The 25,745-nt window shown below is 63.7% G+C and carries 25 protein-coding genes; 12 read left to right on the plus strand and 13 right to left on the minus strand.

What is annotated here, in order from left to right:
• Positions 1-21: 21 nt before the first annotated feature.
• On the minus strand, positions 22-768 hold the full coding sequence (locus AO692_RS11460) for an SDR family oxidoreductase (RefSeq protein ID WP_054310195.1): 747 nt from the start codon (positions 766-768) through the stop codon (positions 22-24).
• A gap of 183 nt (positions 769-951) precedes the next feature.
• The gene (locus AO692_RS11465; protein WP_054310196.1) at positions 952-2,427 is read right to left on the minus strand and encodes an aldehyde dehydrogenase family protein; all 1,476 of its coding nucleotides are present in this window, start codon (positions 2,425-2,427) and stop codon (positions 952-954) included.
• A gap of 258 nt (positions 2,428-2,685) precedes the next feature.
• Between AO692_RS11465 and zwf the strand changes: the two genes are divergently transcribed.
• From zwf to edd, 3 genes are all read left to right on the plus strand, one after another.
• The gene (gene zwf / locus AO692_RS11470; RefSeq protein WP_054310197.1) at positions 2,686-4,158 is read left to right on the plus strand and encodes a glucose-6-phosphate dehydrogenase; all 1,473 of its coding nucleotides are present in this window, start codon (positions 2,686-2,688) and stop codon (positions 4,156-4,158) included.
• A 2-nt stretch (positions 4,159-4,160) separates the two neighbouring features.
• Positions 4,161-4,856 (plus strand): 6-phosphogluconolactonase, encoded by a 696-nt coding sequence (gene pgl, locus AO692_RS11475; protein ID WP_152979811.1) that lies wholly within the window; start codon positions 4,161-4,163, stop codon positions 4,854-4,856.
• Between the two features lie 142 nt (positions 4,857-4,998).
• Positions 4,999-6,816: a phosphogluconate dehydratase gene (gene edd, locus AO692_RS11480; RefSeq protein ID WP_054310199.1), complete on the plus strand. Its 1,818-nt coding sequence runs from the start codon at positions 4,999-5,001 to the stop codon at positions 6,814-6,816.
• A 340-nt stretch (positions 6,817-7,156) separates the two neighbouring features.
• Here edd and AO692_RS11485 read toward each other — a convergent pair whose 3' ends face one another.
• Together AO692_RS11485 and AO692_RS11490 are read right to left on the minus strand one after the other, a co-directional pair.
• Positions 7,157-8,809 carry a VWA domain-containing protein gene (locus AO692_RS11485; protein ID WP_054310200.1) on the minus strand — a complete coding sequence of 551 codons (1,653 nt, stop codon included), beginning with the start codon at positions 8,807-8,809 and terminating at the stop codon, positions 7,157-7,159.
• Positions 8,810-8,919: 110 nt separating this feature from the next.
• Positions 8,920-9,372, minus strand: coding sequence for a MarR family winged helix-turn-helix transcriptional regulator (locus AO692_RS11490; protein ID WP_054310201.1), 453 nt, complete (start codon positions 9,370-9,372; stop codon positions 8,920-8,922).
• 126 nt (positions 9,373-9,498) lie between these two features.
• Between AO692_RS11490 and AO692_RS11495 the strand changes: the two genes are divergently transcribed.
• Entirely contained in the window at positions 9,499-10,251 is a 753-nt protein-coding gene (locus AO692_RS11495; protein WP_082407327.1) for a glucose 1-dehydrogenase, read from the plus strand.
• A gap of 12 nt (positions 10,252-10,263) precedes the next feature.
• On the opposite strand, the gene AO692_RS11500 is transcribed toward AO692_RS11495, so the two are convergent.
• Positions 10,264-11,226, minus strand: a complete 963-nt coding sequence (locus AO692_RS11500; protein ID WP_152979812.1) for a GlxA family transcriptional regulator — start codon at positions 11,224-11,226, stop codon at positions 10,264-10,266.
• Between the two features lie 61 nt (positions 11,227-11,287).
• Entirely contained in the window at positions 11,288-12,178 is an 891-nt protein-coding gene (gene folD / locus AO692_RS11505) for a bifunctional methylenetetrahydrofolate dehydrogenase/methenyltetrahydrofolate cyclohydrolase FolD (RefSeq protein ID WP_054310204.1), read from the minus strand.
• 390 nt (positions 12,179-12,568) lie between these two features.
• Between folD and AO692_RS11510 the strand changes: the two genes are divergently transcribed.
• Positions 12,569-12,835: a hypothetical protein gene (locus tag AO692_RS11510; RefSeq protein ID WP_054310205.1), complete on the plus strand. Its 267-nt coding sequence runs from the start codon at positions 12,569-12,571 to the stop codon at positions 12,833-12,835.
• A 59-nt stretch (positions 12,836-12,894) separates the two neighbouring features.
• Here the strand turns inward: AO692_RS11510 and AO692_RS11515 are convergent, their stop codons facing one another.
• A complete protein-coding gene (locus AO692_RS11515) occupies positions 12,895-13,656 on the minus strand; it encodes a WecB/TagA/CpsF family glycosyltransferase (RefSeq protein ID WP_054310206.1) in 762 nt (253 codons plus the stop codon).
• 266 nt (positions 13,657-13,922) lie between these two features.
• Between AO692_RS11515 and proC the strand changes: the two genes are divergently transcribed.
• Together proC and AO692_RS11525 are read left to right on the plus strand one after the other, a co-directional pair.
• A complete protein-coding gene (gene proC, locus AO692_RS11520) occupies positions 13,923-14,738 on the plus strand; it encodes a pyrroline-5-carboxylate reductase (RefSeq protein ID WP_054310245.1) in 816 nt (271 codons plus the stop codon).
• Positions 14,739-14,751: 13 nt separating this feature from the next.
• Positions 14,752-15,084: a hypothetical protein gene (locus AO692_RS11525; protein ID WP_054310207.1), complete on the plus strand. Its 333-nt coding sequence runs from the start codon at positions 14,752-14,754 to the stop codon at positions 15,082-15,084.
• 7 nt (positions 15,085-15,091) lie between these two features.
• Here AO692_RS11525 and AO692_RS11530 read toward each other — a convergent pair whose 3' ends face one another.
• Positions 15,092-16,402: an NAD(P)H-dependent oxidoreductase gene (locus AO692_RS11530; RefSeq protein ID WP_054310208.1), complete on the minus strand. Its 1,311-nt coding sequence runs from the start codon at positions 16,400-16,402 to the stop codon at positions 15,092-15,094.
• A gap of 181 nt (positions 16,403-16,583) precedes the next feature.
• On the opposite strand from AO692_RS11530, the gene AO692_RS11535 reads away from it, so the two are divergent.
• From AO692_RS11535 to AO692_RS11550, 5 genes are all read left to right on the plus strand, one after another.
• Positions 16,584-17,303 carry a type 1 glutamine amidotransferase gene (locus AO692_RS11535; protein ID WP_054310209.1) on the plus strand — a complete coding sequence of 240 codons (720 nt, stop codon included), beginning with the start codon at positions 16,584-16,586 and terminating at the stop codon, positions 17,301-17,303.
• Between the two features lie 157 nt (positions 17,304-17,460).
• Positions 17,461-17,622 carry a hypothetical protein gene (locus tag AO692_RS33130; protein WP_161808064.1) on the plus strand — a complete coding sequence of 54 codons (162 nt, stop codon included), beginning with the start codon at positions 17,461-17,463 and terminating at the stop codon, positions 17,620-17,622.
• Positions 17,623-17,628: 6 nt separating this feature from the next.
• Entirely contained in the window at positions 17,629-17,850 is a 222-nt protein-coding gene (locus tag AO692_RS11540; protein ID WP_054310210.1) for a hypothetical protein, read from the plus strand.
• A gap of 84 nt (positions 17,851-17,934) precedes the next feature.
• Positions 17,935-18,861 carry a 4-hydroxy-tetrahydrodipicolinate synthase gene (gene dapA / locus AO692_RS11545; RefSeq protein ID WP_054310211.1) on the plus strand — a complete coding sequence of 309 codons (927 nt, stop codon included), beginning with the start codon at positions 17,935-17,937 and terminating at the stop codon, positions 18,859-18,861.
• A gap of 369 nt (positions 18,862-19,230) precedes the next feature.
• The gene (locus tag AO692_RS11550; RefSeq protein ID WP_054310212.1) at positions 19,231-19,587 is read left to right on the plus strand and encodes a cupin domain-containing protein; all 357 of its coding nucleotides are present in this window, start codon (positions 19,231-19,233) and stop codon (positions 19,585-19,587) included.
• Between the two features lie 133 nt (positions 19,588-19,720).
• Here the strand turns inward: AO692_RS11550 and AO692_RS11555 are convergent, their stop codons facing one another.
• The 5 genes from AO692_RS11555 to AO692_RS11575 all read right to left on the minus strand — a co-directional run bounded on the left by AO692_RS11555 (position 19,721) and on the right by AO692_RS11575 (position 25,736).
• Positions 19,721-21,286, minus strand: coding sequence for an FGGY-family carbohydrate kinase (locus AO692_RS11555; protein ID WP_054310213.1), 1,566 nt, complete (start codon positions 21,284-21,286; stop codon positions 19,721-19,723).
• Between the two features lie 172 nt (positions 21,287-21,458).
• Entirely contained in the window at positions 21,459-22,937 is a 1,479-nt protein-coding gene (locus tag AO692_RS11560; protein WP_054310214.1) for a mannitol dehydrogenase family protein, read from the minus strand.
• 160 nt (positions 22,938-23,097) lie between these two features.
• A complete protein-coding gene (locus AO692_RS11565; RefSeq protein WP_054310215.1) occupies positions 23,098-23,868 on the minus strand; it encodes an L-iditol 2-dehydrogenase in 771 nt (256 codons plus the stop codon).
• Between the two features lie 2 nt (positions 23,869-23,870).
• Positions 23,871-24,869 carry an ABC transporter ATP-binding protein gene (locus AO692_RS11570; RefSeq protein ID WP_054310216.1) on the minus strand — a complete coding sequence of 333 codons (999 nt, stop codon included), beginning with the start codon at positions 24,867-24,869 and terminating at the stop codon, positions 23,871-23,873.
• A 42-nt stretch (positions 24,870-24,911) separates the two neighbouring features.
• Positions 24,912-25,736, minus strand: a complete 825-nt coding sequence (locus tag AO692_RS11575; protein ID WP_054310217.1) for a carbohydrate ABC transporter permease — start codon at positions 25,734-25,736, stop codon at positions 24,912-24,914.
• Positions 25,737-25,745 lie beyond the last annotated feature (9 nt).

Consider the following 25,745-nt stretch of genomic DNA (forward strand, 5'->3'; position numbering starts at 1 on the left):
AGAGAAGGGAATTACCGTCCCTCAAATACACCTTCCTCCATCCACCTCCAGCGCGACGCCGGTGATGAATTCGGCTTCGTCGGAGGCCAGCCACAACGCGGCGTTGGCGATGTCGAGTGGTGTCGACAGGCGCCCGAGCGGGATGGAGGCACGGAATTTCGCGCGAAGCTCCGGCGTGTCCTCGCCCATGAACTGGGCCAGCATTCCGGTTTCCCCGGCAACCGGGCAGAGGCAGTTGACGCGGATGTTCTTCGGCGCCAACTCCACAGCCATCGACTTGGTGGCGGTGATCGCCCAGCCCTTCGAGGCGTTATACCAGGTCAGCCCCGGACGCGGCCGCAAGCCGGCCGTGGAGGCCGTGGTGAGGATGACACCACCGCCCTGCCGCTCCATGATCGGCACCACGGCGACGGCGGCGTGGTAGATCGCCTTCATGTTGACAGCGGTGATCAGATCGAAAGTGGCCTCGTCCACCGCCAGCATATCGCCGTTTCGATAGGTGTAGCCTGCGTTGTTGACCATGATGTCGACGCGGCCGAAGGTATTCTTGGCGGCATAGACCATTTCCTCGACTTCCGAGCGGCTGGAGACGTCGCTTGCCACCGCGATAGCGGAGGAACCGATCTCGCCCGCCACGCGTTCGGCGCCCTTTGCGTTCAGGTCGGCTACCACCACCTTGGCCCCCTCCTCGGCAAAGCGCCTGGCCATGCCTTCGCCGAATCCGGAAGCAGCGCCGGTGATGATCGCAACCTTGTCCTTCAAACGCATCTTTTGTCCTTATGCAGAAATTCCCGTCAGCGGGAGATGGCCGCCCCCTGTAACCGCCGATACTAGAGCGTTTCCGTTTTTCACGGAAACGCGGAAACGCTTTAACTTTTTGTTTTTACGCAATTCCAGACGCAAAACCGCTACGCACTTTTGCTGGAATTGCTCTAAAGCGCGGAACGCGCTTTACCCATGATTGAACACGACCGTCTTTGTCGCCGACATGTCGTAGAGCGCCTCGAAACCCTTCTCGCGGCCATGGCCGGAGCGCTTGAAGCCGCCAAAGGGCAGTTCGATGCCACCACCGGCTCCGTAACCGTTGACGAACACCTGGCCCGAGCGCACGCGTTTCGCCAACCTGTGCTGGCGCGCACCGTCCTTGGTCCAGATGCCGGCGACGAGGCCGAATTCGGTGCCGTTGGCGAGCTTGACCGCCTCATCCTCGCTGCCGAAGGCAAACAAGGTCAGCACCGGGCCAAACACCTCCTCCTGCGCGATGGTGGAAGCAGGATCGACGGAACCGAACAGGGCGGGCGCGAAATAATAACCGCTGGCCGGCGCATCCTTGGCAATCGAACCGCGCGCCAGTACCGGAATCCCGGCTTTCTCGGCATCCGCCACCATGCCGGCGACGCGCGCCTGCTGGCGTGGATTGATCAATGCGCCGAGATCGAGATCGGCATCATGCGGACCGGCGACCAGTTTCGAAAAACGTTCGGCGAGCGCCCTGGCAACCTCGTCATAGACCGGTCGCTCGACCAGCACGCGGCTGCCGGCGGAGCAGGTCTGCCCGCCGTTCTGGATGATGGCGTTGACCAGCACGGGCAATGCCTTTTCCAGGTCCGCATCGGCAAACACCAGTTGCGGCGACTTGCCGCCGAGTTCCATGGTGACACCACGATTGTTCATCGCCGCCGCCTGCTGGATCGCCGTGCCGGTGGCCGGCGAGCCGGTGAAAGTGACGTAGTCGACATCGGGATGGCCTGACAAAAGCGCGCCCGCTTCGCGGCCGTAGCCGGTGATGACGTTGAACACGCCTTCCGGGATTCCCGCTTCCAACGCGAGTTCCGCCATGCGGATGGCCGTCAGCGAAGCATCTTCGGCCGGCTTCACCACCAGCGTGTTGCCCATGGCGAGTGCCGCACCGGCGACACGCGCCAGGATCTGCAGCGGATAGTTCCAGGGGATGATGCCAGCGACGACACCATGCGGCTCGCGCAGCGTAAGCGCCGTGTAACCATCGAGGAAAGGAATGGTGGCGCCATGGATCTTGTCGGCAGCACCGCCGTAGAATTCGTAGTAGCGCATGGTGGCTGCGACATCGGCCTTGCCCTGGCGCGCGGGCTTACCAGTGTCACGCGATTCCAGTGCGGCCAACTCGGCGCCGTGCTTCTCGACCAGTTGGAACAGCCTGCTCAGACAGCGGCCACGTTCCACCGCCGGCATTTTCGCCCAGGGGCCGTCCTCGAACGCGTGGCGTGCGCTTGCCACCGCCAGATCGACATCGGCCTGGCCGGACGCCGGGATGGATGCGAAAACCTGGCCGTCGGAAGGAGAAGCGACATCGATGCGCAAGCCGGAAACGGCATCAAGCGCCTTGCCGCCGATGATCTGGCGGAAGCTGCGGCCTTCCGCAACCGTGCTCGAAAGATGTCCGTCCATTCCGATTTCTCCCGTGGCCTTCCGCCAAATGCGCCCTAGTTGGCAGGGCGTGATAGTGGCCGCACTATCGCGCAATGAACAGTGCCCGTGCTGGACCAGTCTCAAACACGATGCTGTGACACCATAGCACTGGAAAAATTAAATCGATTAGATTATATCGGCTCCCGTCGCATTGCGGCAGTGTTGTTAGCGCATCATGACCAACGCCCCCGACCCCCGAAGGTTGCTGAGCGCAGGTAGCGCGAGATCGGACGAAGCATGACCAGCCAGATCATCCCCGTCGACCCGTTCGACTTCATCATTTTCGGCGGCACCGGCGATTTGTCGGAACGCAAGCTCCTGCCGGCGCTCTATTATCGCCAGCGAGACCATCAGTTCTCGGAGCCGACCAGGATCATCGGTACATCGCGAACCAAGATGAGCGACGACGAATTCCGCGCTTTCGCAAAGAAGGCGATCGAGAGCCATGTCGCCGCGGCCGATATCGACGCCAAGGAACTGGACATCTTCCTTGCCCGGCTTTCCTACGTGCCGGCTGATGCCACCAGCGGCACCGGCTTCGACGCATTGAAAAAGGCGATCGGCGATTCCAAGGCGATCCGCGCCTTCTACATGGCGGTTTCGCCGTCGCTGTTCGGCTCGATCTCGGACCAGCTCAAGCAGCACAAGCTGATCACGCCGACCTCGCGCATCGTCGTGGAAAAGCCGATCGGGCGCGACCTCGCTTCGGCCAAGGCGCTGAACGACCTGGTCGGTGACGACTTCGACGAAAGCCAGATCTTCCGCATCGACCACTATCTCGGAAAGGAGACGGTGCAGAACCTGATGGCGCTGCGTTTCGCCAACGCGCTCTACGAGCCGCTGTGGAATTCGGCCCATATCGACCATGTGCAGATCACGGTGGCCGAGACCGTCGGCCTGGAAGACCGCGTCACTTATTACGACAAGGCCGGCGCGCTGCGCGACATGGTACAGAACCACATGCTGCAATTGCTCTGCCTCGTCGCCATGGAGGTGCCCTCCTCGATGGATGCGGACGCCGTGCGCGACGAGAAGCTGAAGGTGCTGCGCGCGCTGAAGCGCATCAACGGCACCGAGGCGCCGAAGCAGACCGTGCGCGGCCAGTACCGCGCCGGCGCTTCCGCCGGCGGCCCGGTGAAGGGTTATGTCGAGGAACTCGGCGCCGAGAGCAACACGGAGACCTTCGTCGCCATCAAGGCCGAGATCGCCAACTGGCGCTGGGCCGGCGTGCCGTTCTACCTGCGCACCGGAAAGCGGCTGGCATCGCGCGTTTCCGAGATCGTCATCGAGTTCAAGCCGATCCCGCATTCGATCTTCAACGGCGACAATGCCGGACCGATCTTCGCCAACCAGCTGGTCATCCGCCTGCAGCCGAACGAAGGCGTCAAGCAGTACATCATGATCAAGGATCCGGGCCCGGGTGGCATGCGCCTGCGCCAGATCTCGCTCGACATGAGCTTCGCGCAGCAGTTCAGGGGCCGCGCACCCGATGCCTATGAACGCCTGATCATGGACGTGATCCGCGGCAACCAGACGCTGTTCATGCGCCGTGACGAGGTCGAGGCGGCCTGGAAATGGATCGATCCGATCCAGAACGCCTGGGAAAATGCCCGCCAGGACGCGCAGGGCTACACCGCCGGCACCTGGGGACCATCCGCCTCGATCGCGCTTATCGAGCGTGACGGCCGCACCTGGCACGAGAGCATTTGACGATGGCCGGGAATTATCGCCGCCACGACTTCGCAGACAGGGAAAGCCTGGCCGCCGCTCTTGCCGAGGCCGTCGCCGGCAGACTGTCGGCTGAAATCCGTGCCACGCAGGCAGCAAGCCTCGCCGTCTCCGGCGGCTCGACGCCCGCTCGCTTCTTCGAAGTGCTGTCAAACACCGACATCGCCTGGGACAGCGTCAACCTGACCCTGATCGACGAGCGTTATGTCCCCGACACCTCGCCGCGTTCCAATGCCGGGCTGGTCAAGGCCAGACTCAAGCAGAACAGAGCAGCCAACGCCCGTTTCCTGCCGCTCTACGCCAGCGGCGAGCTCGATGCGGATTTGAAGAACGCCGAACATTTCCTGACGACCTTCTTCAATCCGCCCGACGTGGCGATCCTCGGCATGGGCAATGACGGCCACACGGCCTCGTTCTTCCCGGATGCGAAGGAGCTGGAGCACCTGCTCGACCCGGCATCGCGCGACGAGATCGCCGCCGTCCACGCCGACAGCGCCGGTGAGTTGCGACTGACACTGACGCTTTCTCTGATCCGCCGGGCGCGCTTCCTCGCCCTGCATATAGAAGGCGCCGAAAAGCTGGCAACACTGGAAAAGGCGCTGGCGCCGGGGTCGACGCTGCCGATCCGCCGCGTCATCGACGCAGCGACAAGCCCGGTCGAAATCTTCTGGGCCCCCTGATGCGACGCAGCGCGACGACACCCCCACCCCTAACCCCTCCCCTCAAGGGGGAGGGGGACTTGGCGCGCGGCAGCTTCCCCTCCCCCTTGAGGGGAGGGGTTAGGGGTGGGGGTCTTCCACCCTACCCGAATGGAAACCAGCCATGACAGCCAGATCCGACATCGAAGCCATCACCAGCCGCATCCGCGAGCGCTCCCGGGCCAGCCGCGAGACCTATCTTGGTCGCATCGGCGAAGCGTCGGGCCGCGCCGCCAATCGCGGGGTACTGTCCTGCGGCAACCTCGCGCACGGCTTCGCCGTCTGCAGCCCGTCTGAAAAGGTCGCGCTGGGTGGTGACCGCGTGCCGAACCTCGGCATCATCACCTCCTATAACGACATGCTGTCGGCGCATCAGCCGTTCGAGACGTTCCCGCAGCTCATCAAGCAGGCGGCGACGGAGGCCGGGGGCATCGCCCAGGTCGCCGGCGGCGTGCCGGCCATGTGTGACGGCGTCACCCAGGGCCAGCCCGGCATGGAACTGTCGCTGTTCTCGCGCGACGTGATTGCCATGGCCGCCGCGATCGGGCTTTCGCACAACATGTTCGATGCTGCCGTCTATCTCGGCGTCTGCGACAAGATCGTTCCCGGCCTGGTGATCGCCGCCCTCACCTTCGGCCATCTGCCGGCTGTCTTCATTCCGGCGGGCCCGATGACCTCCGGCATCCCGAACGACGAGAAGGCGCGCGTGCGCCAGCTTTACGCCGAAGGCAAATGCGGCCGCGCTGAACTGCTCGAGGCCGAGTCCAAGTCCTATCACGGCCCAGGCACCTGCACCTTCTACGGCACGGCCAATTCCAACCAGATGCTGATGGAGATCATGGGCCTGCATACGCCGGGCGCTTCCTTCGTCAATCCAGGCACGCCGCTGCGCGACGCGCTGACCCGCGAAGCCACCAAGCGGGCGCTGAGCCTGACGGCGATGGGCAATGCCTATACCCCGGTCGGCCGCATGATCGACGAGCGCTCCTTCGTTAACGGCATCGTTGGCCTGCACGCTACCGGCGGCTCGACCAACCACACCATCCACCTGATCGCGATGGCGGCGGCGGCCGGCATCAAGCTGACCTGGCAGGACATTTCGGACCTTTCCGAAGCCGTGCCGCTGCTCGCCCGTGTCTATCCGAACGGGCTTTCCGACGTGAACCATTTCCACGCCGCCGGCGGCCTCGGCTTCATGATCCGCGAACTGCTCGATGCCGGCCTGCTGCATGAGGACGTGCAGACGGTGTGGGGTGAGGGCCTGCGTCCTTACACGGTCGAGGCAAAGCTCGGTACCGATGGTTCCGTCATGCGTGAAGCCGCGCCGGCGGCAAGCGGCGATGAGAAGGTGCTGGTGCCGGTCAGCCAGGCTTTCCAGTCGACCGGCGGCCTCAAGGTGCTTGCCGGCAATCTCGGCCACGCCATCATCAAGACCTCGGCCGTGAAGCCGGAGCGGCGCATCATCGAAGCGCCGGCCAGGGTGTTCCATAGCCAGCAGGGGCTGAACGACGCCTTCAAGGCCGGCGAGCTGACCGGCGATTTCGTCGCCGTCATCCGCTTCCAGGGCCCGAAGGCCAATGGCATGCCGGAACTTCACAAGCTGACCACGGTGCTCGGCATCTTGCAGGACCGCGGCCAGCGCGTGGCGCTGGTCACCGACGGTCGCATGTCGGGTGCTTCCGGCAAGGTGCCGGCTGCGATCCACGTCACCCCGGAGGCTCTCGAAGACGGCCCGATCGCCCGCGTGCATGACGGCGACATCGTCAGGCTCGACGGCGAGGCTGGCACGCTGGAAGTGCTGGTTCCGGCCGGAGAATTCGCCGTGCGGCCCGCAGCCTCCGCCGACCTGTCCGAACACGAATTCGGACTTGGCCGCGAGCTGTTCGCGGGCTTCCGCCAGATGGCCGGCCGCGCTGACCATGGCGCGAGCGCGTTTGGGTGAATTAAGCGCTGCCGCATCTTCCTTGCGAAGGCGCGGCGCCTCTTATCTCCCCCTTGCGGGGGAGAAAGCGATTTCAGCATCTTAGCGAGCACGCCCGTTAGGGCGGCACAGCTAAGTGCTAGAAATCGCAAGAGATGGGATTTGCAGCCGCTGCGTTGACGGTCTGCTGTTTCGAGCCCCCTAAAGGAAAGAAAAAACGCCTCTCTTGCGAAACCCCAGCTGAAAATCCCCTCTCTTGGATTTTCTACGACTTAGCCTCGCGGCGGCCTTTGGCCTGCTCCGGCTAAGATCGTGAAAATCCGTTCTCCACCGCAGGGGGGAGATAAGGGCGCGCGCGCTTCTACGGCACCGTCACCTCGGCCCGCTCGCCGGCCTTCACCGTCACCGGAACCTCGGTCTTGACATCATCATCGCCACGGATCGCCACCACGACATAGTCGCCGGCCGGCAAGGTCGCCTGGTGCGTTTCGCCGTATGAATTACCGAAAGCCTGGCGCTTGCCTTCGATGTCCTTCTTGGCGGCGTAGACCTCGATTTCCTTGGCACCCTTCGCATCGGCCGCCAGCACACCCGCATCGAGCACGACATTGACGTCGGTCTTTTCGCCGACCTTTACGGTGAAGGGCGTTTCGGCGGTCGCCTCGTCCATCTTGGCCATGACGACGTAGTTGCCGGGCGGCAGGTCGAACTTCTGGTCCGGTCCGTACGAAGTCGAGACATCGTCGCGCTGGCCGTCGAGGTTCTTCTCGGCTTTGAAGACGCGCACGACGAGGCCACCGGAATCCACCTTCTTGCCTTCCACGTAGAAGGCGTTGGTCACCACCTTGCCAACGCCGACGGCAATGTCCTTCTCAATCGTCTCACCGGCCTTGAGAGTGACCTTTTCGGTCGCCGTGCCCTCGCCGACCTTGACGGTGATTTCCTGTTCGCCGGCCGGGAAGACGGCCTTCATCTGCCCGTAGTAAGTGGTCGTGCCATCACCGGGATACCTGACCTGGATGGCAGCGCCATCGGCAATTTCCGCCCCCTCGCTTGCGTGGGCACGAACGATCAGCGTTCCGGCGTCCAGCACATAGCGCGGCGCGGCGACCTTGTCGGCTTCGATCGTGACCGCCTGATCGCGTTCGACATGGCCGACCTTGGCGACAAGCACGTATTTGCCAGGTTCGGCATTGCCTTTCCACGCACCATAGTCGGTCGAGGCATAGTCGCCGCGGCTGCCGTCGGCATTCGCCTTGTAGAGCACCCAGGACTGGCCGATATCGGTGGTGATGTCGGAGCTGCCTTCGGCCAGGGTCAGCGTCGGCATCAGGTTGAATTCCACCTTTTCCGGCTCGGGCGCGGGCGCCGGCTTGGGTTCGGGCGCCGGTTTCTCGGCGACGGTCTGCTTGAGCGCGTCTTCGAGGCCAGCCGCGTCGGTCGCCTGGATATATTTGCCGCCGGTGTTTTCGGCGAGGCACGCCACCCCCCTGCCCTCATCCGCCGTCAGGCCGAAACCGACGACATGCGCGGTGAAATCGACACCCGCCGCCTTCAATTCCTTGCCGAGCGCACATGGGTCGGCATTGCAGGTCTCGAGGCCGTCGGTGATCAGCACGACGGTTGCCTTCTCTTCGGTGTATTTCAGCGCCTCGGCCGCCTTGCGAACGGCCGCCGTCAACGGCGTCTTACCGAGGAATTTCATGGAATCGGCGGCAGCGGTGATGGCACTTGCCGTGCCGGCAGCCGGCGGAACGACGAGCTCGATGTCCTCGCAACTGCCTTTCTCGCGGTGGCCATAAGCCATCAGGCCGAGTTCCCTGTCGGCGGGAAGCGACTGCAGCACGGTGCGCAGTGACTGGCGCGCGATCTCCAGCTTCGGCTTGCCGTCGATCTGGCCCCACATCGAGCCGGACGCATCGAGAACGATGATGGTGCGATCGGCCGCCAGCACAGGCGCCGCAAACAAAAGCGCCGTCACGACAGCCGCGATCCATCTGGCAAAAATCGACATGGTATCCCCTCGTGAGCCTGGCTCGATCCGACGAAGCGGCGAAGATAGCGGTTCGTCGAGAGGAAGGGAATCTGCAATAGGCGATGAAATAAGCGGTAAGTGCGCAGGCGCTAGCGCTCTTCGGCACGGACGCGATGCAGTGCCTCCGCATAGGCGGAGAGGCCAGCCACGACGACCTGACGCTGATCGTCGGACAGATGCAGAAAAGCCGCCGCTACCTGGCCATGCCCAAAACGGTTGATCGCCGCCAGCGTCGCCTTGCCGCGCTCGGTCAACCTCAGGAGCTTAGAACGGGCATCACCCGGGTTCGTCCGTTCTTCGATCTCGCCGGCATCGATCAATTTGCGCAGCATCCGGCTGACACTCGATTTTTCAAGGTTGAGGATTTCCCCCAGCGCAGCTGCCGTCAAACCGTCATCAGCGCCGATCTCGATGATGGAATGGACTGCTGACGGAGGCAGGTCTGTACCCGCCACCGTTGGCTTCATGAAGCCAAGTTCCCGCACGATCCGGCGCGAGGAATCGCGCACCTTCCGGATTTCCGACGTTTCGCTTTCGCTCACCACGATGCTTCCTTGCGTCTTATTGGTTGTATGATACAACTTTATTCTCTGGATCCAAACCGGCAAAGCGGGATCATCATGTCACCCAACGCCCCGAATTTCAGCACCAGGAGAGAAGCGGGCCAGATGGAAGGACAGATCTGCCTGGTCACCGGAGGCGGTAGCGGCATCGGGAGAGCGACAGCGCTTCGAATGGCGGAATCCGGAGCAGCAGCTGTCATTGTCGCGGGCCGTCGCGATGAAGAAGGAGAAGCTGTCGCACAGGCCTGCCGCGCGGCTGGGGCCGAAGGCCTTTTTCTTCGCACGGACGTAACACGGGAAGAAGACATCAGGCATCTCATACAGACCATTGTCGAGCGGTTCGGCAGGCTGGACACGGCCTTCAACAATGCGGGCTACCAGGAACGGCCCGCGCCCTTGGAAGAGCAGGACACCGATGTCTTCGACGCTGTCTTCGACACCAATGTACGCTCGGTCTTCCTGTCTCTCAAACATCAACTTGCCGTCATGCTGGCACAACAAAGCGGAAGGATCGTCATCAACGCCTCGGTCAGCGGCATCCGCAATCCCAATCCCGGCTTTGCGCTCTACTCGGCATCCAAAGCGGCCACGATTTCCCTGATGCGCTCCGCCGCCATGACCTATGCTCCCCACGGCGTGCGCATCAATGCCGTCGCGCCGGGCCGCGTCGTGACAGACATGATGATGAAGGCTGCGGCCGGTGTCGGAAGCATGGAAGCTGTGGCTGCGGGCCTGCCGCTGCGCCGCATGGGCCAGCCCGAGGACGTAGCCGAAGCGGTTGTCTGGCTCGCCTCCGACCAATCCGCTTACATTGTCGGGCATGTCCTGGCCGCCGATGGCGGTTTCCTGGCGACTTGAGAGACGCTCGCATCAATATGTCGTGCGTCGCTCCTCGCTTGGCGGACGGCCGAACTGCAGTCGGTAGCTCTGCGCGAAATAGGAATGCGAGGTGAAGCCGGTGGCGATCGCCACGTCGAGGATCGGCATGTTGGTCTGGCGCAGCAATTCGCGGGCGCGCTCGAGTCTCAGCCGCATGTAGTAGCGCCCCGGCGTCACGGTCAGGTGCCTGAGGAACAGCCGTTCTACCTGGCGCACAGAAAGCCCGGCCGACTTGGCGAGCTGTACCGCCGACAAAGGCTCGTCGAGATGGTCGGCCATCAGCTCGACGATCTTGCGCAGCTTCTCCGACTTGCCGGTCAGGTCGCGCTCCGGTCCGACACGCTGGCGGTCGCCGGCCGAGCGGATGCGCTCGTGTTGGAACTGGTTGGCCACGGCGTTGGCAAGGTTGGCGCCAAAATCCGTGCGCACGATCTCCAGCATCAGGTCGATCGAAGTGGTGCCGCCGGCGCTGGTATAGCGCTTGCGGTCGATCTCGAAGACATTGCCGGTGCATTCGATGTCCGGGAAACGCTCCATGAAGCCGGCGCGGTTCTCCCAGTGGATGGTGCAGCGATGACCCTCGAGCTGACCGGCTTCGGCCAGAACATAGGAGCCGACCGAGAGTGCACCCAGCACGCCGCCGCGCCGACCCCAGGCGCGCAGGGCACCGAGCACCTTCGACTTGCCGGGGAATTCCAGGTTGAGCGCGGCACAGACGAACAGGATATCGACCGGCGGCACGTCGGCCACGGCATAATCGACCTTCAGCGGCAGGTCGTTGGAAGCGGTAACGGCATCGCCGTCCGGCGAGACGGTGGTCCAGCCGTAGAAATCATGACCAAGCAAGCGGTTGGCCGAGCGCACGACATCGATCGCCGCCGCCACGGAAAACATCGGAAACTTGTCGACCAGCAGGAAGGCGAAGCGCCTGCCGCCTTGAACGGCGTCCGTCATGATGGGCCGTTCTATAGGAACAGGAGGCGTCGGCAAAGCTCGGCTCTTTTAATGGCAGCGATCAAAAGGATGGTCGGTCGAGACCGGCGGCAAGATAGGCGGAAATGACGGTGTTGGCCATCAGCATGGCGATCGTCATCGGGCCGACGCCGCCCGGCACCGGCGTGATGGCACCCGCAACGGCCGCAGCTTCCGCATAGGCGACATCGCCGACGAGGCGCGTCTTGCCTTCACCCTTTTCAGGTGCGGGAATGCGGTTGATGCCGACGTCGATGACGGTGGCACCCGGCTTGACCCAATCGCCCTTGATCATTTCCGGCCGACCGACGGCGGCCACCAGAATGTCGGCCGTGCGGGCAAGTGCTGGTAGATTCTTCGTGCGGCTGTGCGCGATGGTGACTGTGCAATTGGCGGCAAGCAGCAGGTTCGCCATCGGCTTGCCGACGATGTTGGAGCGGCCGACGACCACTGCGTTCAGTCCCGAGAGGTCCTTGCCGCGCACGCGCTCGATCAGCAGCATCGAACCGGCTGGCGTGCAGGGCACGAAGGCGGTTTCAAGCTCGCCGGCGCCGAGCTTGCCGACATTGATGAAGTGGAAGCCATCGACATCCTTTTCCGGCGCGATGGCCTGGATGACCTTGCCGGCGTCGATGTGGTCCGGCAGCGGCAATTGCACCAGGATGCCGTGAATGGCCGAATCCGCGTTGAGGTCGGCAATGATGCCGAGCAGTTCGGCCTCACTTGTCTGAGCCTTCAGCGTGTGCTGCACGGAATGGAAACCGCATTCCTTGGCGGTGCGCGACTTCGAGGCCACATAGACCTGGCTTGCCGGATCCTCGCCGACGATGACCACTGCGAGCCCCGGCTTGGTGCCGGCAAGGGCTGCCGTCAGCGCCTTGACCTTGCCGACCACATCCTCGGCCACCTTCTTTCCGTCGATCACATCAGCCATGCTTCACCCGTAGCCAAATCACATTCGCGCCAAAACAGACGGCGCGACATTCTCACGAAAATCGGCCGCTGCAATCCCGTCAAAACGCCGTCACATGCCGTAAACTCGAAACCCGCACGCCGTGTAACGTTTTTATCGATCCTCCCTGCGAGCGGAGGCACAGTCGCACCATGCACTTTCCAAGCCACTGATAAAGAATATGTTTTCGATCCATTAGGCCAGCCTCACAGACTTGTGATCGAACTTTCCAGCACGTGCGCGGTTTCCACGCAGTTGCACCGCTAGAGCGTTTCCGCTTTTCGCGGAAACGCTCTGGTTCTTTTTACGCAATTCCGGACGCAAAACCGCTGCGCACTTTTGCTGGAATTGCTCCAAGCACGGAGACCTCCCATGTTCAAAACCATCCTCGTCGCCACGGTTCTCTCTGCAGGGCTGGCGACCTCCGCAATGGCCCAAGGCAGTGATAGCCAGTGGGGCGACTGGTCGTGGTGGCACGGCAACACCGACACCACGACAACAGGCAGCATCAACAGCGTGTCGCCGACTGCGCCTGGCGCTCCGGTAACGACTGGCGCGAACGGCCCCTGTGCAGACACCGGCATGGGCCCTGACGCGAATGCCGGCATCAACGTCAACGATCAGTATTGCGGCAAATAAGCTGCCACTCGTTTTCCAAGCGGCCGCGGAAGCACCTCGCTTTCGCGGCCGAAGCCTTGCTAGCGGCTGGCCCCGGCAAGGATTTCCTTACCCGTCAGCTTCTGACGCATGACACGCCATAAGAAAAGCGGGTTGCCGACGACATAGCGGCGCCACAGCCGGCCTGGCTCGATCACAAACCGGAACACCCATTCGAGCCTGGATTTGCGTACCCACAGCGGCGCGCGCGGCACCGAACCGCTCAGGAAATCGAGCAGCGCGCCGACGGCGAATGGCAGCGTGCAGTGACGTTGGTCGAGATTTCCGGCAATCCACAACTCCTGGCGCGGCACGCCCATGGCGACCAGCAGGATATCCGGCCGAAGCTCCGCCAGTCGTTCGATGATCTGGGGCTCTTCCGCAGTGGAAAAGAAGCCGTCATGAACGACAACGATCTTGTGCTGCGGTGCCAGTTCCCGAAGCCTTTTGCAGGCACCTTCAGCGTTTTCGCGCGTAGCGCCGAGCAGGCCGACGGTCAGCGGCTCCTTGATCGCCTTGAGCAGCCCCGGTACCAGATCGGTGCCGTTGAGATTGGCCGGGAATTTCTCGCCATAGAGCAGTTTGGCGGCGATATCGACACCGATGCCGTCCGGCAAAACCAGGAAATCACCTAGCGCCGCGGCAAAACCGTCGTCCGCGCAGGCGATGTTGGCATTGTGGGCGTTGAGGAAGGTGATTTTGGTGAACTGCCTGTCGCGCACCAGTTGGGTGAGCGACAACAACGCCTCATCCCAGCTGAGACTCGCCACCGGAATTCCCAGGATCGATTTTGTGCACCCCATGCCGGAGTCCCTGATAGCAGGCCTCTCGGCTGCCCTGCCGCTTGATCATGGCCCGCACCGCCGCCAGTGCGAACATCTGAAGCGTTCCCGTCTTCGGCACGGGCATCGTGACCCAGCGATGACGCAGACAGGAGAAGCCCCATTATCTTTCCGCAGCCAGCATTAACAAGGGTCCGTGAAGCGATGATTAAGAGGATCGAGGCAAGCGGCAAGCTCTTCCACCACCCCGCATGACCGTCTATGGAAGGGCTTTCGGGAGGCTTTCGATGACCATCAAGCTTGTTCTCGCCGGCTGCGGCAATATGGGTTACGCCATGCTGGCCGGCTGGTTGAAATCCGCCAAGCTGAACGCGGCGGAAGTGCTGGTGGTGGAGCCCGCCGACGCATTGCGCGCCCGCGCCGAAGCATTGGGCTGCCCGGCGGTAGCGGGTGCAGAGGGCATTCCGGCAGATACGAAGCCGACGCTTGTCGTACTGGCCGTGAAGCCGCAGGTGATCCGCGAGGTGACGGCCGCCTACACAAAATTCGGCAATGGAGAGACGACTTTTCTCAGCGTCGCCGCAGGCACGCCTGTCGCCACCTTTGCCGGCATTCTGGGTGATCGCACGCCGATCGTGCGCTGCATGCCGAACACGCCAGCCGCCATCGGTAAGGGCATGATGGTGGTGTTTTCCAACAGCCTGGTTTCCGAGGCTGCGAAGAGCGTTGTGGCCGACCTGCTTTCCTCCAGCGGCGCGGTCGCAACGATCGACGACGAGGCTCTTATGGATGCGGTAACGGCGGTGTCCGGTTCCGGCCCTGCCTACATCTTCCACTTCATCGAATGCCTGACCGCCGCAGGCGAACATGCCGGCCTGCCGGCCGAAACAGCGAAGCTGCTTGCCATGCAGACCGTCTACGGTGCCGCCACGCTCGCCGCCGAAAGCGGTGAAGAGCCCGGTCTGCTGCGCCAGCAGGTCACCAGCCCCAACGGCACCACAGCGGCAGCCCTTGGCGTCTTGATGGGCGGTGACCGGCTGAAAGACCTCGTCACCGAAGCCGTCGAGGCGGCGCGGGCACGCTCGGTGGAACTGGGGAAGTGACCTCCGCAGCAGAATGACAAGACCCGAACCACTGAAGGTCGGCGATCCGGTTAGGATCCTGATCGACGAAACGGAAATCCCGGGACAGGTGCTGGCGCTTGCCGATTGGCAGTGGATTCTCGTGCAGACGGATGACGGCCGCCTCTGGCTGGACGTGGTGATGAATGTTTCCGCTGCCTATTGGTCACAGCTCGTGCTGTTGGATTCCAGCACGAACGCGAAAGACCTGCATGCCATCTCAGAAATCGCGCGTGCCGTGGCATGGCATCCGCGCCGCGTGGATGTCGTGGATGTCCCAGGCGCCGAGCGGCTTGGGAGGCCGGGCGAACGACTGACGGGGCTCTGAGCGGAACTCAGCCGTAGAGCATCTGGTCCTGCTGCCTGCGCAAGGCATAAAGCCGCGTCGAACTGTCCGAAGCTGCGTTGTCGGCGGTGAGCAGCTCGCCCTTCTTCACCGGCTTCAACACCTTGCCGCCCTCGAGCAGGCCGACCGGCACGGCGCGCTCAGCGCGCGCTTCCTCGACCGTCATCGTCCAGGAGCGATAGCAGGTCTCGCCGATGGCATCGAACGTCTCACCGGCGGCGAGGTCGCGCTTGGCGACCGCGCAGACCTCGGCGACGGGGCGCGGCAGCGGCACCATATCGGGCTTGCCGTAAAGCATGATGCGGGCTGCCGTCAGCGGCACTTCCAGCGAGGTCAGGTGATAGGGCCGGAACAGACCGTAATACGGCCCCTTGCCGACATGCAGGTCGTCAAGCCGCTCGATGACGCGCGGATGCGTGGCTTCGACGATGACGAAGACGCCGGGCGCCACGCCCTTGCCGATGGTGTAATCGACCACGCCTTTCCTCGACAGCACGCCGCCATCGGCGCGCGGGATCAGCACCTTGGCCAGTTCGTCACGGTTGGCGGCGGGGCCGTGCATGCCGGGCCTGTCCGGGACAAGGCCGGTGGCGTTGGCGATGGCACACATCTCGACCATGGTCTTGGAGCCGTCGACGAACTCGACCAGCATGCGCGGGTTCATGTTGCGGCGTTCGGCCTCGGCGCGATAGTCGTCCGGCACGGCGTCATGGTTGAGCGGATTGTTCTTGCCCTTGCCGGCAGCGACGACCGTGCAGCCGAGCGCGGACACGAATTCGATCAGCTCCATGCAGGAAGACGGCTCATCGCCGGCGCCGAGCGAATAGACGACGCCGAGCCGGTCGGCCTCCTTCTTCAGCAGGCAGCCGATGGTGACGTCGGCTTCGACATTCATCATCACCAGGTGTTTGCCGTGTTCCATCGCCGACAGGCAGAAATCGGCGGCGACGCCAGGCTTGCCGGTGGCGTCGATGACGACGTCGACCAGCGGGTTGGTGACCAGCATGTCGTTGGAGGTGATGGCGATCCTGCCAGCCTCGATCGCCGCGGTGACCTGCGCCTGGTTTTCGGCTTCGCGCGCCATCGCCTCGTCGCCATAGGCGATGCGGATCGCTTCGCGCGCCGTGTGGGGGCGCCGGGTAGAGATGGCACAGACCTCGATGCCCGGCATCAGCATGCCTTGCGTGACCAGGTCGGTGCCCATTTCGCCGGAGCCGATGACGCCGATGCGCACGGGCCTGCCCTCGTCGGCGCGCCTGGCGAGATCGCGGGCAAGTCCGGTCAGGGCGACATTGGTCATGAACAGGTTCCGATGGGTCGCAGGGCTCTTGCCGGAAACGGCCAGACCTTGTCAACAAACCGCCGTGGCGTCGAGTCCGCTGCACGCATTGTGATTGCCGAACCTTGAGTCTGGATCATTGGGAAACCAACGCCGCCGGTCTATGGAATAATCCCGCCGAGTGAGCCTGACGGAGCGATCCATGCGCATTCTCGTCTTCCAGCATGTCGATGTCGAACATCCCGGCATCTTCCGCGACTTCTGGGCCGAGCAAGGGCATGAATGGGTGCCGGTTGAACTCGATATCGGCGAGCCGATCCCTCCCTTCGATGGTTTCGACCTGCTCGCCGTGTTCGGCGGACCGATGGATGTCTGGCAGGAAGAGGCGCATCCTTGGCTGGTGCCCGAGAAGGCGGCGATCCGGCGCTGGGTGATCGAGCTCGGACGACCCTATCTCGGCATATGCCTCGGCCACCAGCTGCTGGGTGCAGCACTTGGCGGCGCGGTCGGCCTGATGGGCAAGCCGGAAGTGGGCTTGGCATCGGTCGAGCTGACGGAGACCGGCCGCAACGATCCAATCTTTGCGGGGCTCGGGCCCTCGGTCGACTGCCTGCAATGGCACGGCGCGGAAATTGCGCGCCTGCCCGAAGGCGCTGAGATCCTGGCCAGCAATGCCGCCTGCACGACGCAGGCGATCCGCTGGGGCCGGCACGCCTATGGTTTCCAGTATCATCTGGAAGCCATGGAAACGACAGTGGCCGACTGGGCTGCGATCCCCGAATACAAGCAGAGCCTGGAAAAGGTCATGGGCGCCGGCGCCGCCGCGAAGCTGGAGGCGGAGATGGCGCCACGGCTTGGCGATTTCCGCAAGGCGGCGAAAAGGCTGAACGACAATCTGATGGCCATTGTCGCCGCATCGTAAGGCGTCATCGCCGTAGAGGGACGACCCCTTGACCGCTGTCGGCGGCCCTTATGAAATCCTTATTTTTTGCCATCGCCTTCTCTCTCGAACCCTTATGCCGAGGCTCCTAACTTCCCGGCTGCACACGCTCCAAGGCGCGGTGCGAAAGGAACGAGACATGTACAGCTATTACATCCCCGATGACGACGACCGCATGCCCCATGCCGTCGCCCGCAGCATGCAGAACAGGCGGGACGAGCCGCTGATGTTCGTGCGGCTTTTCCTGGTGATCGCGATCTTCTTTGCCGCGATTGCCTGTTTCCATCAATTCATCGGGTGATCGGCGATGCGCAATTCCCTGATTTCGGAGCCTCCTTCCGCGGCCCACCGTTTCCTGGTCGGACGCGACGGCGAAGGGCGCTGGATCGCCCGCGATGAACTCGGCCTGACCGGCGGCGTCTTCGCCGACAGGGCATCGGCGATCCATTTCGCCGAGACCGAAAGCGATCACAAGGCCGGCTGCGTCAGCCTCGCCCCGGACAGCGCCCGGCTTTCGCTCTTCAACTGAACGGGACCGGCCGGCGACGCTGCGCCCCGCGAGAAAGGCTCGCCGCCGGCCGGCCCGAAACCGGGCCAGCAAAAGAGAACTCCCATGCACATCGACAGAACCCGCTTCAAAGGCGCCATCGCGGCGCTGCCGACCCCGTTCCGCAAAGGCACGGTCGACATGGCCGCTTTCGATTTCCTGATCCGCTGGCAGATCGACCAGGGCATAAACGGCGTCGTCGTCTGCGGCACCACCGGCGAAGCGCCGACGCTGACGCATGACGAACGCCTGTCCGTAACGCGCCGTTGCGTCGAAACCGTCGCCGGCCAGGTCCCGGTGATCGCCGGCACCGGCTCGAACAACACCGAAGAGACGGTCGCCGCGACGCTCGCCGCCGCGGCCTGCGGCGCCGATGCCGCCCTTGTCGTGACGCCTTATTACAACAAGCCCGGCCAGGAGGGCCTCTATCGCCACTTCGCGGCGATCGCCGAGGCAGCGACGATCCCGGTCATCCTCTACAATGTGCCGTCACGCACTGGCGTCGACCTGTTGCCGGACACGGTGCGCAGGCTGGCGGCCTTCCCGGCGATCATCGGCATCAAGGATGCCACCGGCGACCTCGACCGGCCCGAGCGCACCGCCAGGCTCGCCGGCGCGGAATTCCTGCAGTTTTCCGGGCACGATGCCACCGCACTTGCCTTCAACACGATCTGCGGCGCCGGCACGATTTCGGTCGCCGCCAATGTGGCGCCCGGCCTCTGCGCCGAGATGCACCGTGCCTGCCGCACCGGCGACCTGCTGTCGGCGAAGACAATCCGGCGCAGGCTGGAACCGTTGATCGCGGCACTGGAGCGGGAAACCAACCCGGTGCCGGTGAAATACGCGCTGCACCGCCTGCTCGGGCTGAGCCCGGAAGTGCGCCTGCCGCTGACGGCAGCACAGCCGGAAACCGAAGCCGCCGTCGAACAGGCGATCACCGCTTTGTTCCCGTTCGATTTCGACCAGCCCCAGCGCGTCGCCACGCGCCGCTAAAGGGCGAGGCAGCAGGGTGTTTTACCCACAACTCAAGACCGCAAATTTCAGAAAAATATCAGAATCCGGACCTTGCCTCATCAGGCCATCCGCCCGATGAAACGTGAGGGCTGCCGTTGCGACTGTTTCGGCGGACCGATGTCACATTCTGGCCCCAACGGTCCCCCGCTCAGCTGACGCTGGGCGGGTTTTTTCGCGTTATGACCGGAAATGAAAACCTTGGTCCGGAGCCGGGACAGATGGTCCGCGAGGGCCTCTGAGCGCGCCGAGTTTCGCTTACCGACAGGAAACGAAGTTGCCTGATATTGATGTATCGGATATTCGAACGTTGGGCACTTTGCCCGCAAATCCAATTGGGAGAGGCTCGCCATGACACGCAAGACGGTTATCAAGTTCGGAAAGGTGGAAAACGCCGATGCCAGCGACTTGCCGGGCTGGGTGGTGGTCGAAGGAAAGCCGACGATGAAGACCGCCGTCCAGCACACCACCGGGGACGGCAAGGTTCTGTCAGGTACGTGGCAAGCGACTCCAGGCACTTATCATGCAACCTATACCGATTACGAATTCGTCCACATGATCGCTGGCCGCATCATCATCACTCCGGATGGAGGCGAGCCAGTTGAAGTCGGGCCAGGCGATGCGTTCGTCGTGGAAGCCGACTTCAAGGGAACCTGGAAGATCATCGAGCCGGTGACGAAGCACTTCGTCGTCACTGTCGGATCGTAAGCACAGCAGGCTTGCGCCGCCCGCCGGCCGACGCTATCTGGCCCTCCGCGCTTGGCTGTCAGCGAGCGCTCTCAGGCATCAAGGCCCGCTCAGCTTAGGCTGGGCGGGCTTTTTTGTGTGCAGTTCTGACATTTCAACCCAGCGCGTCGAGTGCCTGGCGCTGCCGGTGCATCTCCAGGAACACGCGGTAGTCGCGGTCGAAACGGTTGCGTGAAGCCGGGTTCGGCCGCCGCTCACGGCCGGGCTGGCGCATGGCGGCGCAGGCTTCGGCCAGGCTCGGATGAAGTCCGGCTGCTGCCGCGGCCGACATCGCCGTGCCGAGCAGCACGGCATCACCGCTTTCCGATTCCAGCACCGTGCAGCCGGTGGCATCGGCGTAGAGTTCCATCAGCAGCGGATTGCGGGTGTGGCCACCGGTGACATGCAGCGTGTCGATGACATAGCCGTTGGCGTTGAGGGCTTCGAGCACGTGGCGCACGCCGAGCGCGATCGCCACGGCGCTGCGCCAGTAAAGCCGGGTCAGGCTGTCGAAGGAGGAGTCCAGCGTCAACCCGCTGATGACGCCCAGCGCATGCGGGTCGGCCAGCGGTGAACGGTTGCCGTGGAAATCCGGCAGCACGTGCAGCCGGGAGGCGAGGTCCAGCCCCTCCTCGGCACGCAGGGCCATGACGCGTTCGACGATGCGCCTATGCGTGGCCGCATCGGGTTCGCCGCCATGCCAGCGGATGACGTGGTCGAGCAACGCCCCCGTCGCCGACTGGCCGCCCTCGCTCAGCCAGAGGCCCGGCAGGGCAGCGCCGAAATAAGGCCCCCAGACACCGGCGAAACCGCATGGCTCGGCCGACATCGCCATGACACAGCTCGAGGTGCCGGCAATCAGAGCGAGATGCCGGTCGATATCGTTGAGGCCGCCAATGACGCCGAGCGCGCCGGCGAAGGCATCGATGAGACCTGCGCCGACACGGCAATTCACCGTGAGGCCGAGCGCGGCGGCAGCCTCCTCCGTCAAGGGGCCGAGATCGCTGCCGACCGCGCTGGCGCGGTCCGGCAGGGAACCGTGTTCGAAAATGTCGGCCAGGCCCACAGCCTCGAAGAAATCCGGACGCCAGCCGGCTTCTTCGTGGGCAAGAAAGGTCCATTTGGCGGTGAGCGTGCACTGCGAGCGGGCAAGCGAGCCGCAGGCCTTGAAGGTGAGGAAATCCGCAAGGTCGAAAAGCTGGCCGGTGCGCGCCCAGGCCTCCGGTAGATGCCGCTTCACCCACATCAGCTTGGGCGTCGCCATCTCCGGCGACATAACGCCGCCGACGTGGTCGAGCACGCGGTGACCGGTGGCCGTGCATTCGTCGGCCTCGGCCAAGGCGCGATGGTCCATCCAGACGATGGTGTCCCAGCGCTCGCCGCCTTTCTTCGAGACGCCGACCTGTTCGCCGTTGCGGCCACGGAACACGTTGGAACAGGTGGCGTCGAACGAGATGCCGACGACATCTTCCGCCGCCACGCCGGCAGCCTGCCGGGCGGCACGCATCGCCTCGCAGGCGGCGGCCCAGATGTTTTCCGAGTCCTGCTCGTAGTGGCCGGCACTGGCCTGGTTCATGGCGATCGGCCGCTCGGCGCGGGCGAGCAACTGGCCGTCGCGGTCGAACAGGCCGGCGCGCGCGCTGCCGGTGCCGACATCGATGGCGGCGAGCACCGGCGCCATCAGCGCGACTGGACCCGTCGCGTAGCCGTCGGGGCCAATGTTTCCAAGGACCCACAGGCCCGTTCCGGCTGTGGCAAAGAGGTCAGAAAGGAAGCATCGGCGCGCAGCATGGCGCGCACTCTATATGCGTGCTTTGCCCCGCGCTACCGCCTCGATCATGTGTCCGACTGGTTCAGAGTTTCCCTGCGAGATAACGCGTCAGCGTCTCGCGCGCGCCAACGTCCCAGACCGTCTTCAAGGCATGGGAGAAGGCCGCCGCAAAGGCCGGCGAATGGCCGACTTCGCCATAGATGTCTTCCATCGCCAGCCATGCCGACGGGTCGGCCTTGGCGGCGCGCGCTGTCGCCTGCATGCGCTCCCAGTTGGGATCGTTGGGCTCGATGACCGCGCCGGAATCGCTGGTGCCGAAGCAGTATCGGCACCAGAAGGCGGATTCGAGCGCCAGGCCCGCGACGCCGGCGCCGGTTTTCAGGCGGGCGGCGATGGTGGGGATGATGAATTTCGGCTGGCGGTTCGAACCATCGAGGCAAAGCCGGCGCACCGTGTCGCCGATCTTGGGGTTGGAGAAGCGGCGCTCGATCAGCTGGTAGTAATCCTCAAGGTCGGTGTCCGGCACCGGCGGTACGGTCGGGATGATCTCGTCATGCTCGAGCTTGGCGAGGAAACCACGCACCAGCGGTTCCTGCATCGCCTCATGCACGAAATGGATGTCCATCAGCCCGGCCGGATAGGCGATGGTGGCATGACCGCCATTGAGGATGCGGATCTTCATCAGCTCATAAGGCGAGACGTCGGGCACGAACTGCACGCCGACCTTTTCCAGAGCCGGGCGGCCGGCCGGAAAATTGTCCTCCAGCACCCATTGCCGGAACGGCTCGCAGAACACCGGCCAGTTGTCGTCGACGCCGAAATCCGTCGCCAGGATGCCGCGTTCGCGATCGGTGGTGGCCGGGGTGATGCGGTCGACCATGCCGTTCGGAAAGGCGACGTTGCCGGCGACCCATTCGGCGAGGTCACGGTCAAACAGGCGGGCAAGGCCGATCACGCCATCGGAGGTGACTCGGCCATTGTGGGGGATGTTGTCGCAGGACATCACCGTGAACGGCTCGACGCGCGCGTCGCGCCGGCGGACCAGCCCGGCAAGGATCAGGCCGAACACCGTCTTCGGGTGTTCCGGGTCATTGGCATCGGCGATGATGTCGGGGTGTTCGGGGTTGAAATAACCCGAGGCCGGGTCGATGAAATAGCCGCCTTCGGTGATGGTCAGCGAGACGATGCGGATCGCCGGATCGGCCAGCCTGTCGATGATCGCGGCCGTCTCGCCCGGCACCAGGAAGTCGATCATCGCACCGGTCACATGGGCGACCATATGGCCTTCGTCCTGCTCGACAACGGTGGTCAGCCAGTCCTGCTCGGCCAGCCTGGCGCGACCGGCCTTCTCGCCCTCGAACACGCCGGCGCCGATCAGCGCCCAGTCATGGCCCTCACCCATATTGAAGAGATCGTCGAGATAGACGGCCTGATGCGCGCGGTGGAAGTTGCCGACGCCGAAATGCACGATGCCGGCCTTGAGGCTATCGCGCCAATAGGCAGGGGTAGCCACCTTCGCGGGCAGCTTGTCCAGATTGGCGAGCGAGAGTTTTGTCGTCATGTCAAAACGCCTTTCGTAGAGACCTTTCCTTCTCCCCGTTCACGGGGAGAAGGTGGCCCGAAGGGTCGGATGAGGGGCGGTGCCAACTTTTGCCAGGACGGCGCAGCCCCTCACCTGCCTGCCGGCATCCTCTCCCCGTGAACGGGGAGGAACGCTGTATTCAACTCATCCACTGGCCGCCATCGACGTTGTAGGTCTGGGCGACGATGTATTCGGCCTCGCTGCTGGCCAGGAACACCGCCATGCCGGTCAGGTCTTCCGCGCGGCCCATGCGCCCGTAAGGCACACTCTCGCCGACCAGCTTCTTCTTTTCGCCGAGCGGCCGGTTCTCATATCTGGCGAAGAGGGAATCGACATGGTCCCAGTGCTCGCCGTCGACCACGCCGGGCGCGATCGCATTGACGTTGATGCCGTGCTTGATGAGATCGAGCCCGGCCGATTGAGTCAGCGAAATGACGGCTGCCTTGGTAGCGCAGTAGACTGCGACGAGCGCCTCGCCGCGACGACCGGCCTGACTTGCCATGTTGATGATCCTGCCGCCCTTGCCCCTGGCGATCATCGATTTCGCCGCCGCCTGCAGCATGAACAGCGTGCCGGCGACATTGACCGTAAACAGCCGGTCGTAGCTGGCGCGGCTGATCTCGACGATGGGTGCGGCATCGAACAAAGCGGCGTTGTTGATGAGGATATCGAGCCCGCCTGCCCTCTTCTCCACCGCGGCAATCGCGGCATCGATCGAGGCCTGGTCGGTGACGTCGAGCCGCACCGCATAGACAGCCGGCCCGATCTCGGCCGCGGTCTTTTCGGCTGCCTCCAGGTTGATGTCGGCGATCGCCACCGTCGCCCCTTCATGCACATAGGCTTCGGCGAAGGCGCGGCCGATGCCGCGCGCCGAACCGGTGATCAGCGCGGACTTGTCCTTTAGACGCATGATTACAGCGCCTTTCCGTCGGCGTCGAAGCGGTGCAGCTTGGCCGGGTCCGGCGTCAGATAAACGATGTCGCCATGGCGAACTCCGATCTCACCGTCGGCGCGCACATTGATCGTGCCGACATCATCGGTGTGCACATGCAGGAAGGTGTCGGCGCCGAGATGTTCGGCAACGCCGACCTTGCCGCGCCATTCGCCGCTGTTGGAGGCGATCTTGAGATGTTCGGGCCGGATGCCGATGGTGGCTGCATTGTGCTTGGCGGCGGCCGCGCCGGTGACGTGATTCATCTTCGGCGAACCGATGAAGCCGGCGACGAACAGGTTCTTCGGGCTGCGGTAGAGGTCCAGCGGCGAACCGACCTGCTCGATGTTGCCGGCATTCAACACCACGATCTTGTCGGCCATGGTCATGGCCTCGACCTGGTCGTGGGTCACGTAGATCATCGTCGTCTTGAGCTGGTTGTGCAGCTCCGATATCTCGAGGCGCATGGTGCCGCGCAGTGCCGCATCGAGGTTCGACAACGGTTCGTCGAACAGGAACGCCGAGGGCTGGCGCACGATGGCGCGGCCGATGGCGACGCGCTGGCGCTGGCCGCCGGAAAGCTGACCAGGGCGGCGGTCGAGATAGTTGGTCAGGTTCAGCACGCGGGCGGCATCGCCGACCTTCTTGTCGATCACCGCCTGGCTTTCGCCGGCCATCTTGAGCGGGAAGGCGATGTTCTTCGCCACCGTCATGTGCGGATAGAGCGCATAGGACTGGAACACCATGGCCAGCTTGCGCTTGGCCGGCGCTTCATCGGTGACGTCGCGGCCGTCGATGGAGATGGTGCCGCCGCTGGTGTCCTCCAGCCCGGCGATGAGACGAAGCAGCGTGGACTTGCCGCAGCCGGATGGCCCGACGAACACGACGAACTCGCCGTCCTCGATGTCGAGGTCGATGTTGGGAATGATCGACGTCGTCCCGAAGGACTTGGAGACATTCCTGAGAGCGATCTTACCCATTTTGTCCTCCCTTTTGCTGCTTCCTGACGGTCCGGCGTTTCATCATTTCACGGCACCGAAAGTCAGGCCGCGCACCAGCTGTTTCTGGCTGAACCAGCCCATGATCAGGATCGGCGCGATGGCCAGCGTCGATGCCGCCGAAAGCTTCGCCCAGAACAGACCCTGAGGACTGGAGAAGGACGAGATGAAGGCGGTGAGCGGGGCAGCGTTGGTGGTGGTGAGCCGGATGGTCCAGAACGCCTCGTTCCAGGCCAGGATGATGTTGAGCAGCATGGTGGAGGCGATGCCCGGCACCGCCATCGGCGTCAGCACGTAAAAGATCTCACCCCACAAGGAGGCGCCGTCCATGCGCGCAGCCTCCAGGATCTCGCCCGGAATTTCGCGGAAGTAGGTGTAGAGCATCCAGATGACGATCGGCAGGTTGATCAGCATCAGCATCACGGTCATGCCGATGCGGCTGTCGAGCAGGCCGAGATTGCGGAAGATGAGATAGATCGGAAACAGCACCGCAACTGCCGGCATCATCTTGGTGGACAGCATCCACATCAGCACATCCTTGGTGCGCTTGGTGGGCGAAAACGCCATCGACCAGGCGGCAGGGATGGCGACCAGCAGTGCCAGCACCGTCGAGCCCAGCGACAGGATCACCGAATTCATGAACGGCTTGAAGTAGTTGTACTGCGACTGGACTTCCGAATAGCTCTCCAGCGTACCCGACGGGATCAGGCTGAAGCCCTGGATCGCCTCCTGCTCCGACTTGAAGGAGGTGATGATGGTGTAGAGGATCGGGAAGAAGATCACCAGCGCGACCGCCCAGGCCGCAATGGTTGCGATCGTCTTGTGCCGGTTGGTGACGGCGCGTGCCATTGCAGCCTC

The sequence above is a fragment of the Mesorhizobium sp. 1M-11 genome, assembly GCF_001303895.1.
GTDB lineage: Bacteria > Pseudomonadota > Alphaproteobacteria > Rhizobiales > Rhizobiaceae > Mesorhizobium.

What these genes read in the sequence shown, in the direction of transcription:
- AO692_RS11500 (WP_152979812.1), bottom strand. Translation starts at nt 11,226, where the DNA reads ATGACGGACGCCGTTCAAGGCGGCAGGCGCTTCGCCTTCCTGCTGGTC.
- AO692_RS11565 (WP_054310215.1), bottom strand. Translation starts at nt 23,868, where the DNA reads ATGCGTCTAAAGGACAAGTCCGCGCTGATCACCGGTTCGGCGCGCGGC.
- AO692_RS11540 (WP_054310210.1), top strand. Translation starts at nt 17,629, where the DNA reads ATGCGCAATTCCCTGATTTCGGAGCCTCCTTCCGCGGCCCACCGTTTC.
- AO692_RS11515 (WP_054310206.1), bottom strand. Translation starts at nt 13,656, where the DNA reads ATGGGGTGCACAAAATCGATCCTGGGAATTCCGGTGGCGAGTCTCAGC.
- AO692_RS33130 (WP_161808064.1), top strand. Translation starts at nt 17,461, where the DNA reads ATGTACAGCTATTACATCCCCGATGACGACGACCGCATGCCCCATGCC.
- AO692_RS11575 (WP_054310217.1), bottom strand. Translation starts at nt 25,736, where the DNA reads ATGGCACGCGCCGTCACCAACCGGCACAAGACGATCGCAACCATTGCG.
- proC (WP_054310245.1), top strand. Translation starts at nt 13,923, where the DNA reads ATGACCATCAAGCTTGTTCTCGCCGGCTGCGGCAATATGGGTTACGCC.
- AO692_RS11560 (WP_054310214.1), bottom strand. Translation starts at nt 22,937, where the DNA reads ATGACGACAAAACTCTCGCTCGCCAATCTGGACAAGCTGCCCGCGAAG.
- AO692_RS11550 (WP_054310212.1), top strand. Translation starts at nt 19,231, where the DNA reads ATGACACGCAAGACGGTTATCAAGTTCGGAAAGGTGGAAAACGCCGAT.
- dapA (WP_054310211.1), top strand. Translation starts at nt 17,935, where the DNA reads ATGCACATCGACAGAACCCGCTTCAAAGGCGCCATCGCGGCGCTGCCG.
- AO692_RS11460 (WP_054310195.1), bottom strand. Translation starts at nt 768, where the DNA reads ATGCGTTTGAAGGACAAGGTTGCGATCATCACCGGCGCTGCTTCCGGA.
- folD (WP_054310204.1), bottom strand. Translation starts at nt 12,178, where the DNA reads ATGGCTGATGTGATCGACGGAAAGAAGGTGGCCGAGGATGTGGTCGGC.
- AO692_RS11485 (WP_054310200.1), bottom strand. Translation starts at nt 8,809, where the DNA reads ATGTCGATTTTTGCCAGATGGATCGCGGCTGTCGTGACGGCGCTTTTG.
- AO692_RS11495 (WP_082407327.1), top strand. Translation starts at nt 9,499, where the DNA reads ATGGAAGGACAGATCTGCCTGGTCACCGGAGGCGGTAGCGGCATCGGG.
- AO692_RS11530 (WP_054310208.1), bottom strand. Translation starts at nt 16,402, where the DNA reads ATGACCAATGTCGCCCTGACCGGACTTGCCCGCGATCTCGCCAGGCGC.
- AO692_RS11465 (WP_054310196.1), bottom strand. Translation starts at nt 2,427, where the DNA reads ATGGACGGACATCTTTCGAGCACGGTTGCGGAAGGCCGCAGCTTCCGC.
- AO692_RS11525 (WP_054310207.1), top strand. Translation starts at nt 14,752, where the DNA reads ATGACAAGACCCGAACCACTGAAGGTCGGCGATCCGGTTAGGATCCTG.
- AO692_RS11510 (WP_054310205.1), top strand. Translation starts at nt 12,569, where the DNA reads ATGTTCAAAACCATCCTCGTCGCCACGGTTCTCTCTGCAGGGCTGGCG.
- AO692_RS11555 (WP_054310213.1), bottom strand. Translation starts at nt 21,286, where the DNA reads ATGGCGCCGGTGCTCGCCGCCATCGATGTCGGCACCGGCAGCGCGCGC.
- edd (WP_054310199.1), top strand. Translation starts at nt 4,999, where the DNA reads ATGACAGCCAGATCCGACATCGAAGCCATCACCAGCCGCATCCGCGAG.
- pgl (WP_152979811.1), top strand. Translation starts at nt 4,161, where the DNA reads ATGGCCGGGAATTATCGCCGCCACGACTTCGCAGACAGGGAAAGCCTG.
- AO692_RS11570 (WP_054310216.1), bottom strand. Translation starts at nt 24,869, where the DNA reads ATGGGTAAGATCGCTCTCAGGAATGTCTCCAAGTCCTTCGGGACGACG.
- AO692_RS11535 (WP_054310209.1), top strand. Translation starts at nt 16,584, where the DNA reads ATGCGCATTCTCGTCTTCCAGCATGTCGATGTCGAACATCCCGGCATC.
- zwf (WP_054310197.1), top strand. Translation starts at nt 2,686, where the DNA reads ATGACCAGCCAGATCATCCCCGTCGACCCGTTCGACTTCATCATTTTC.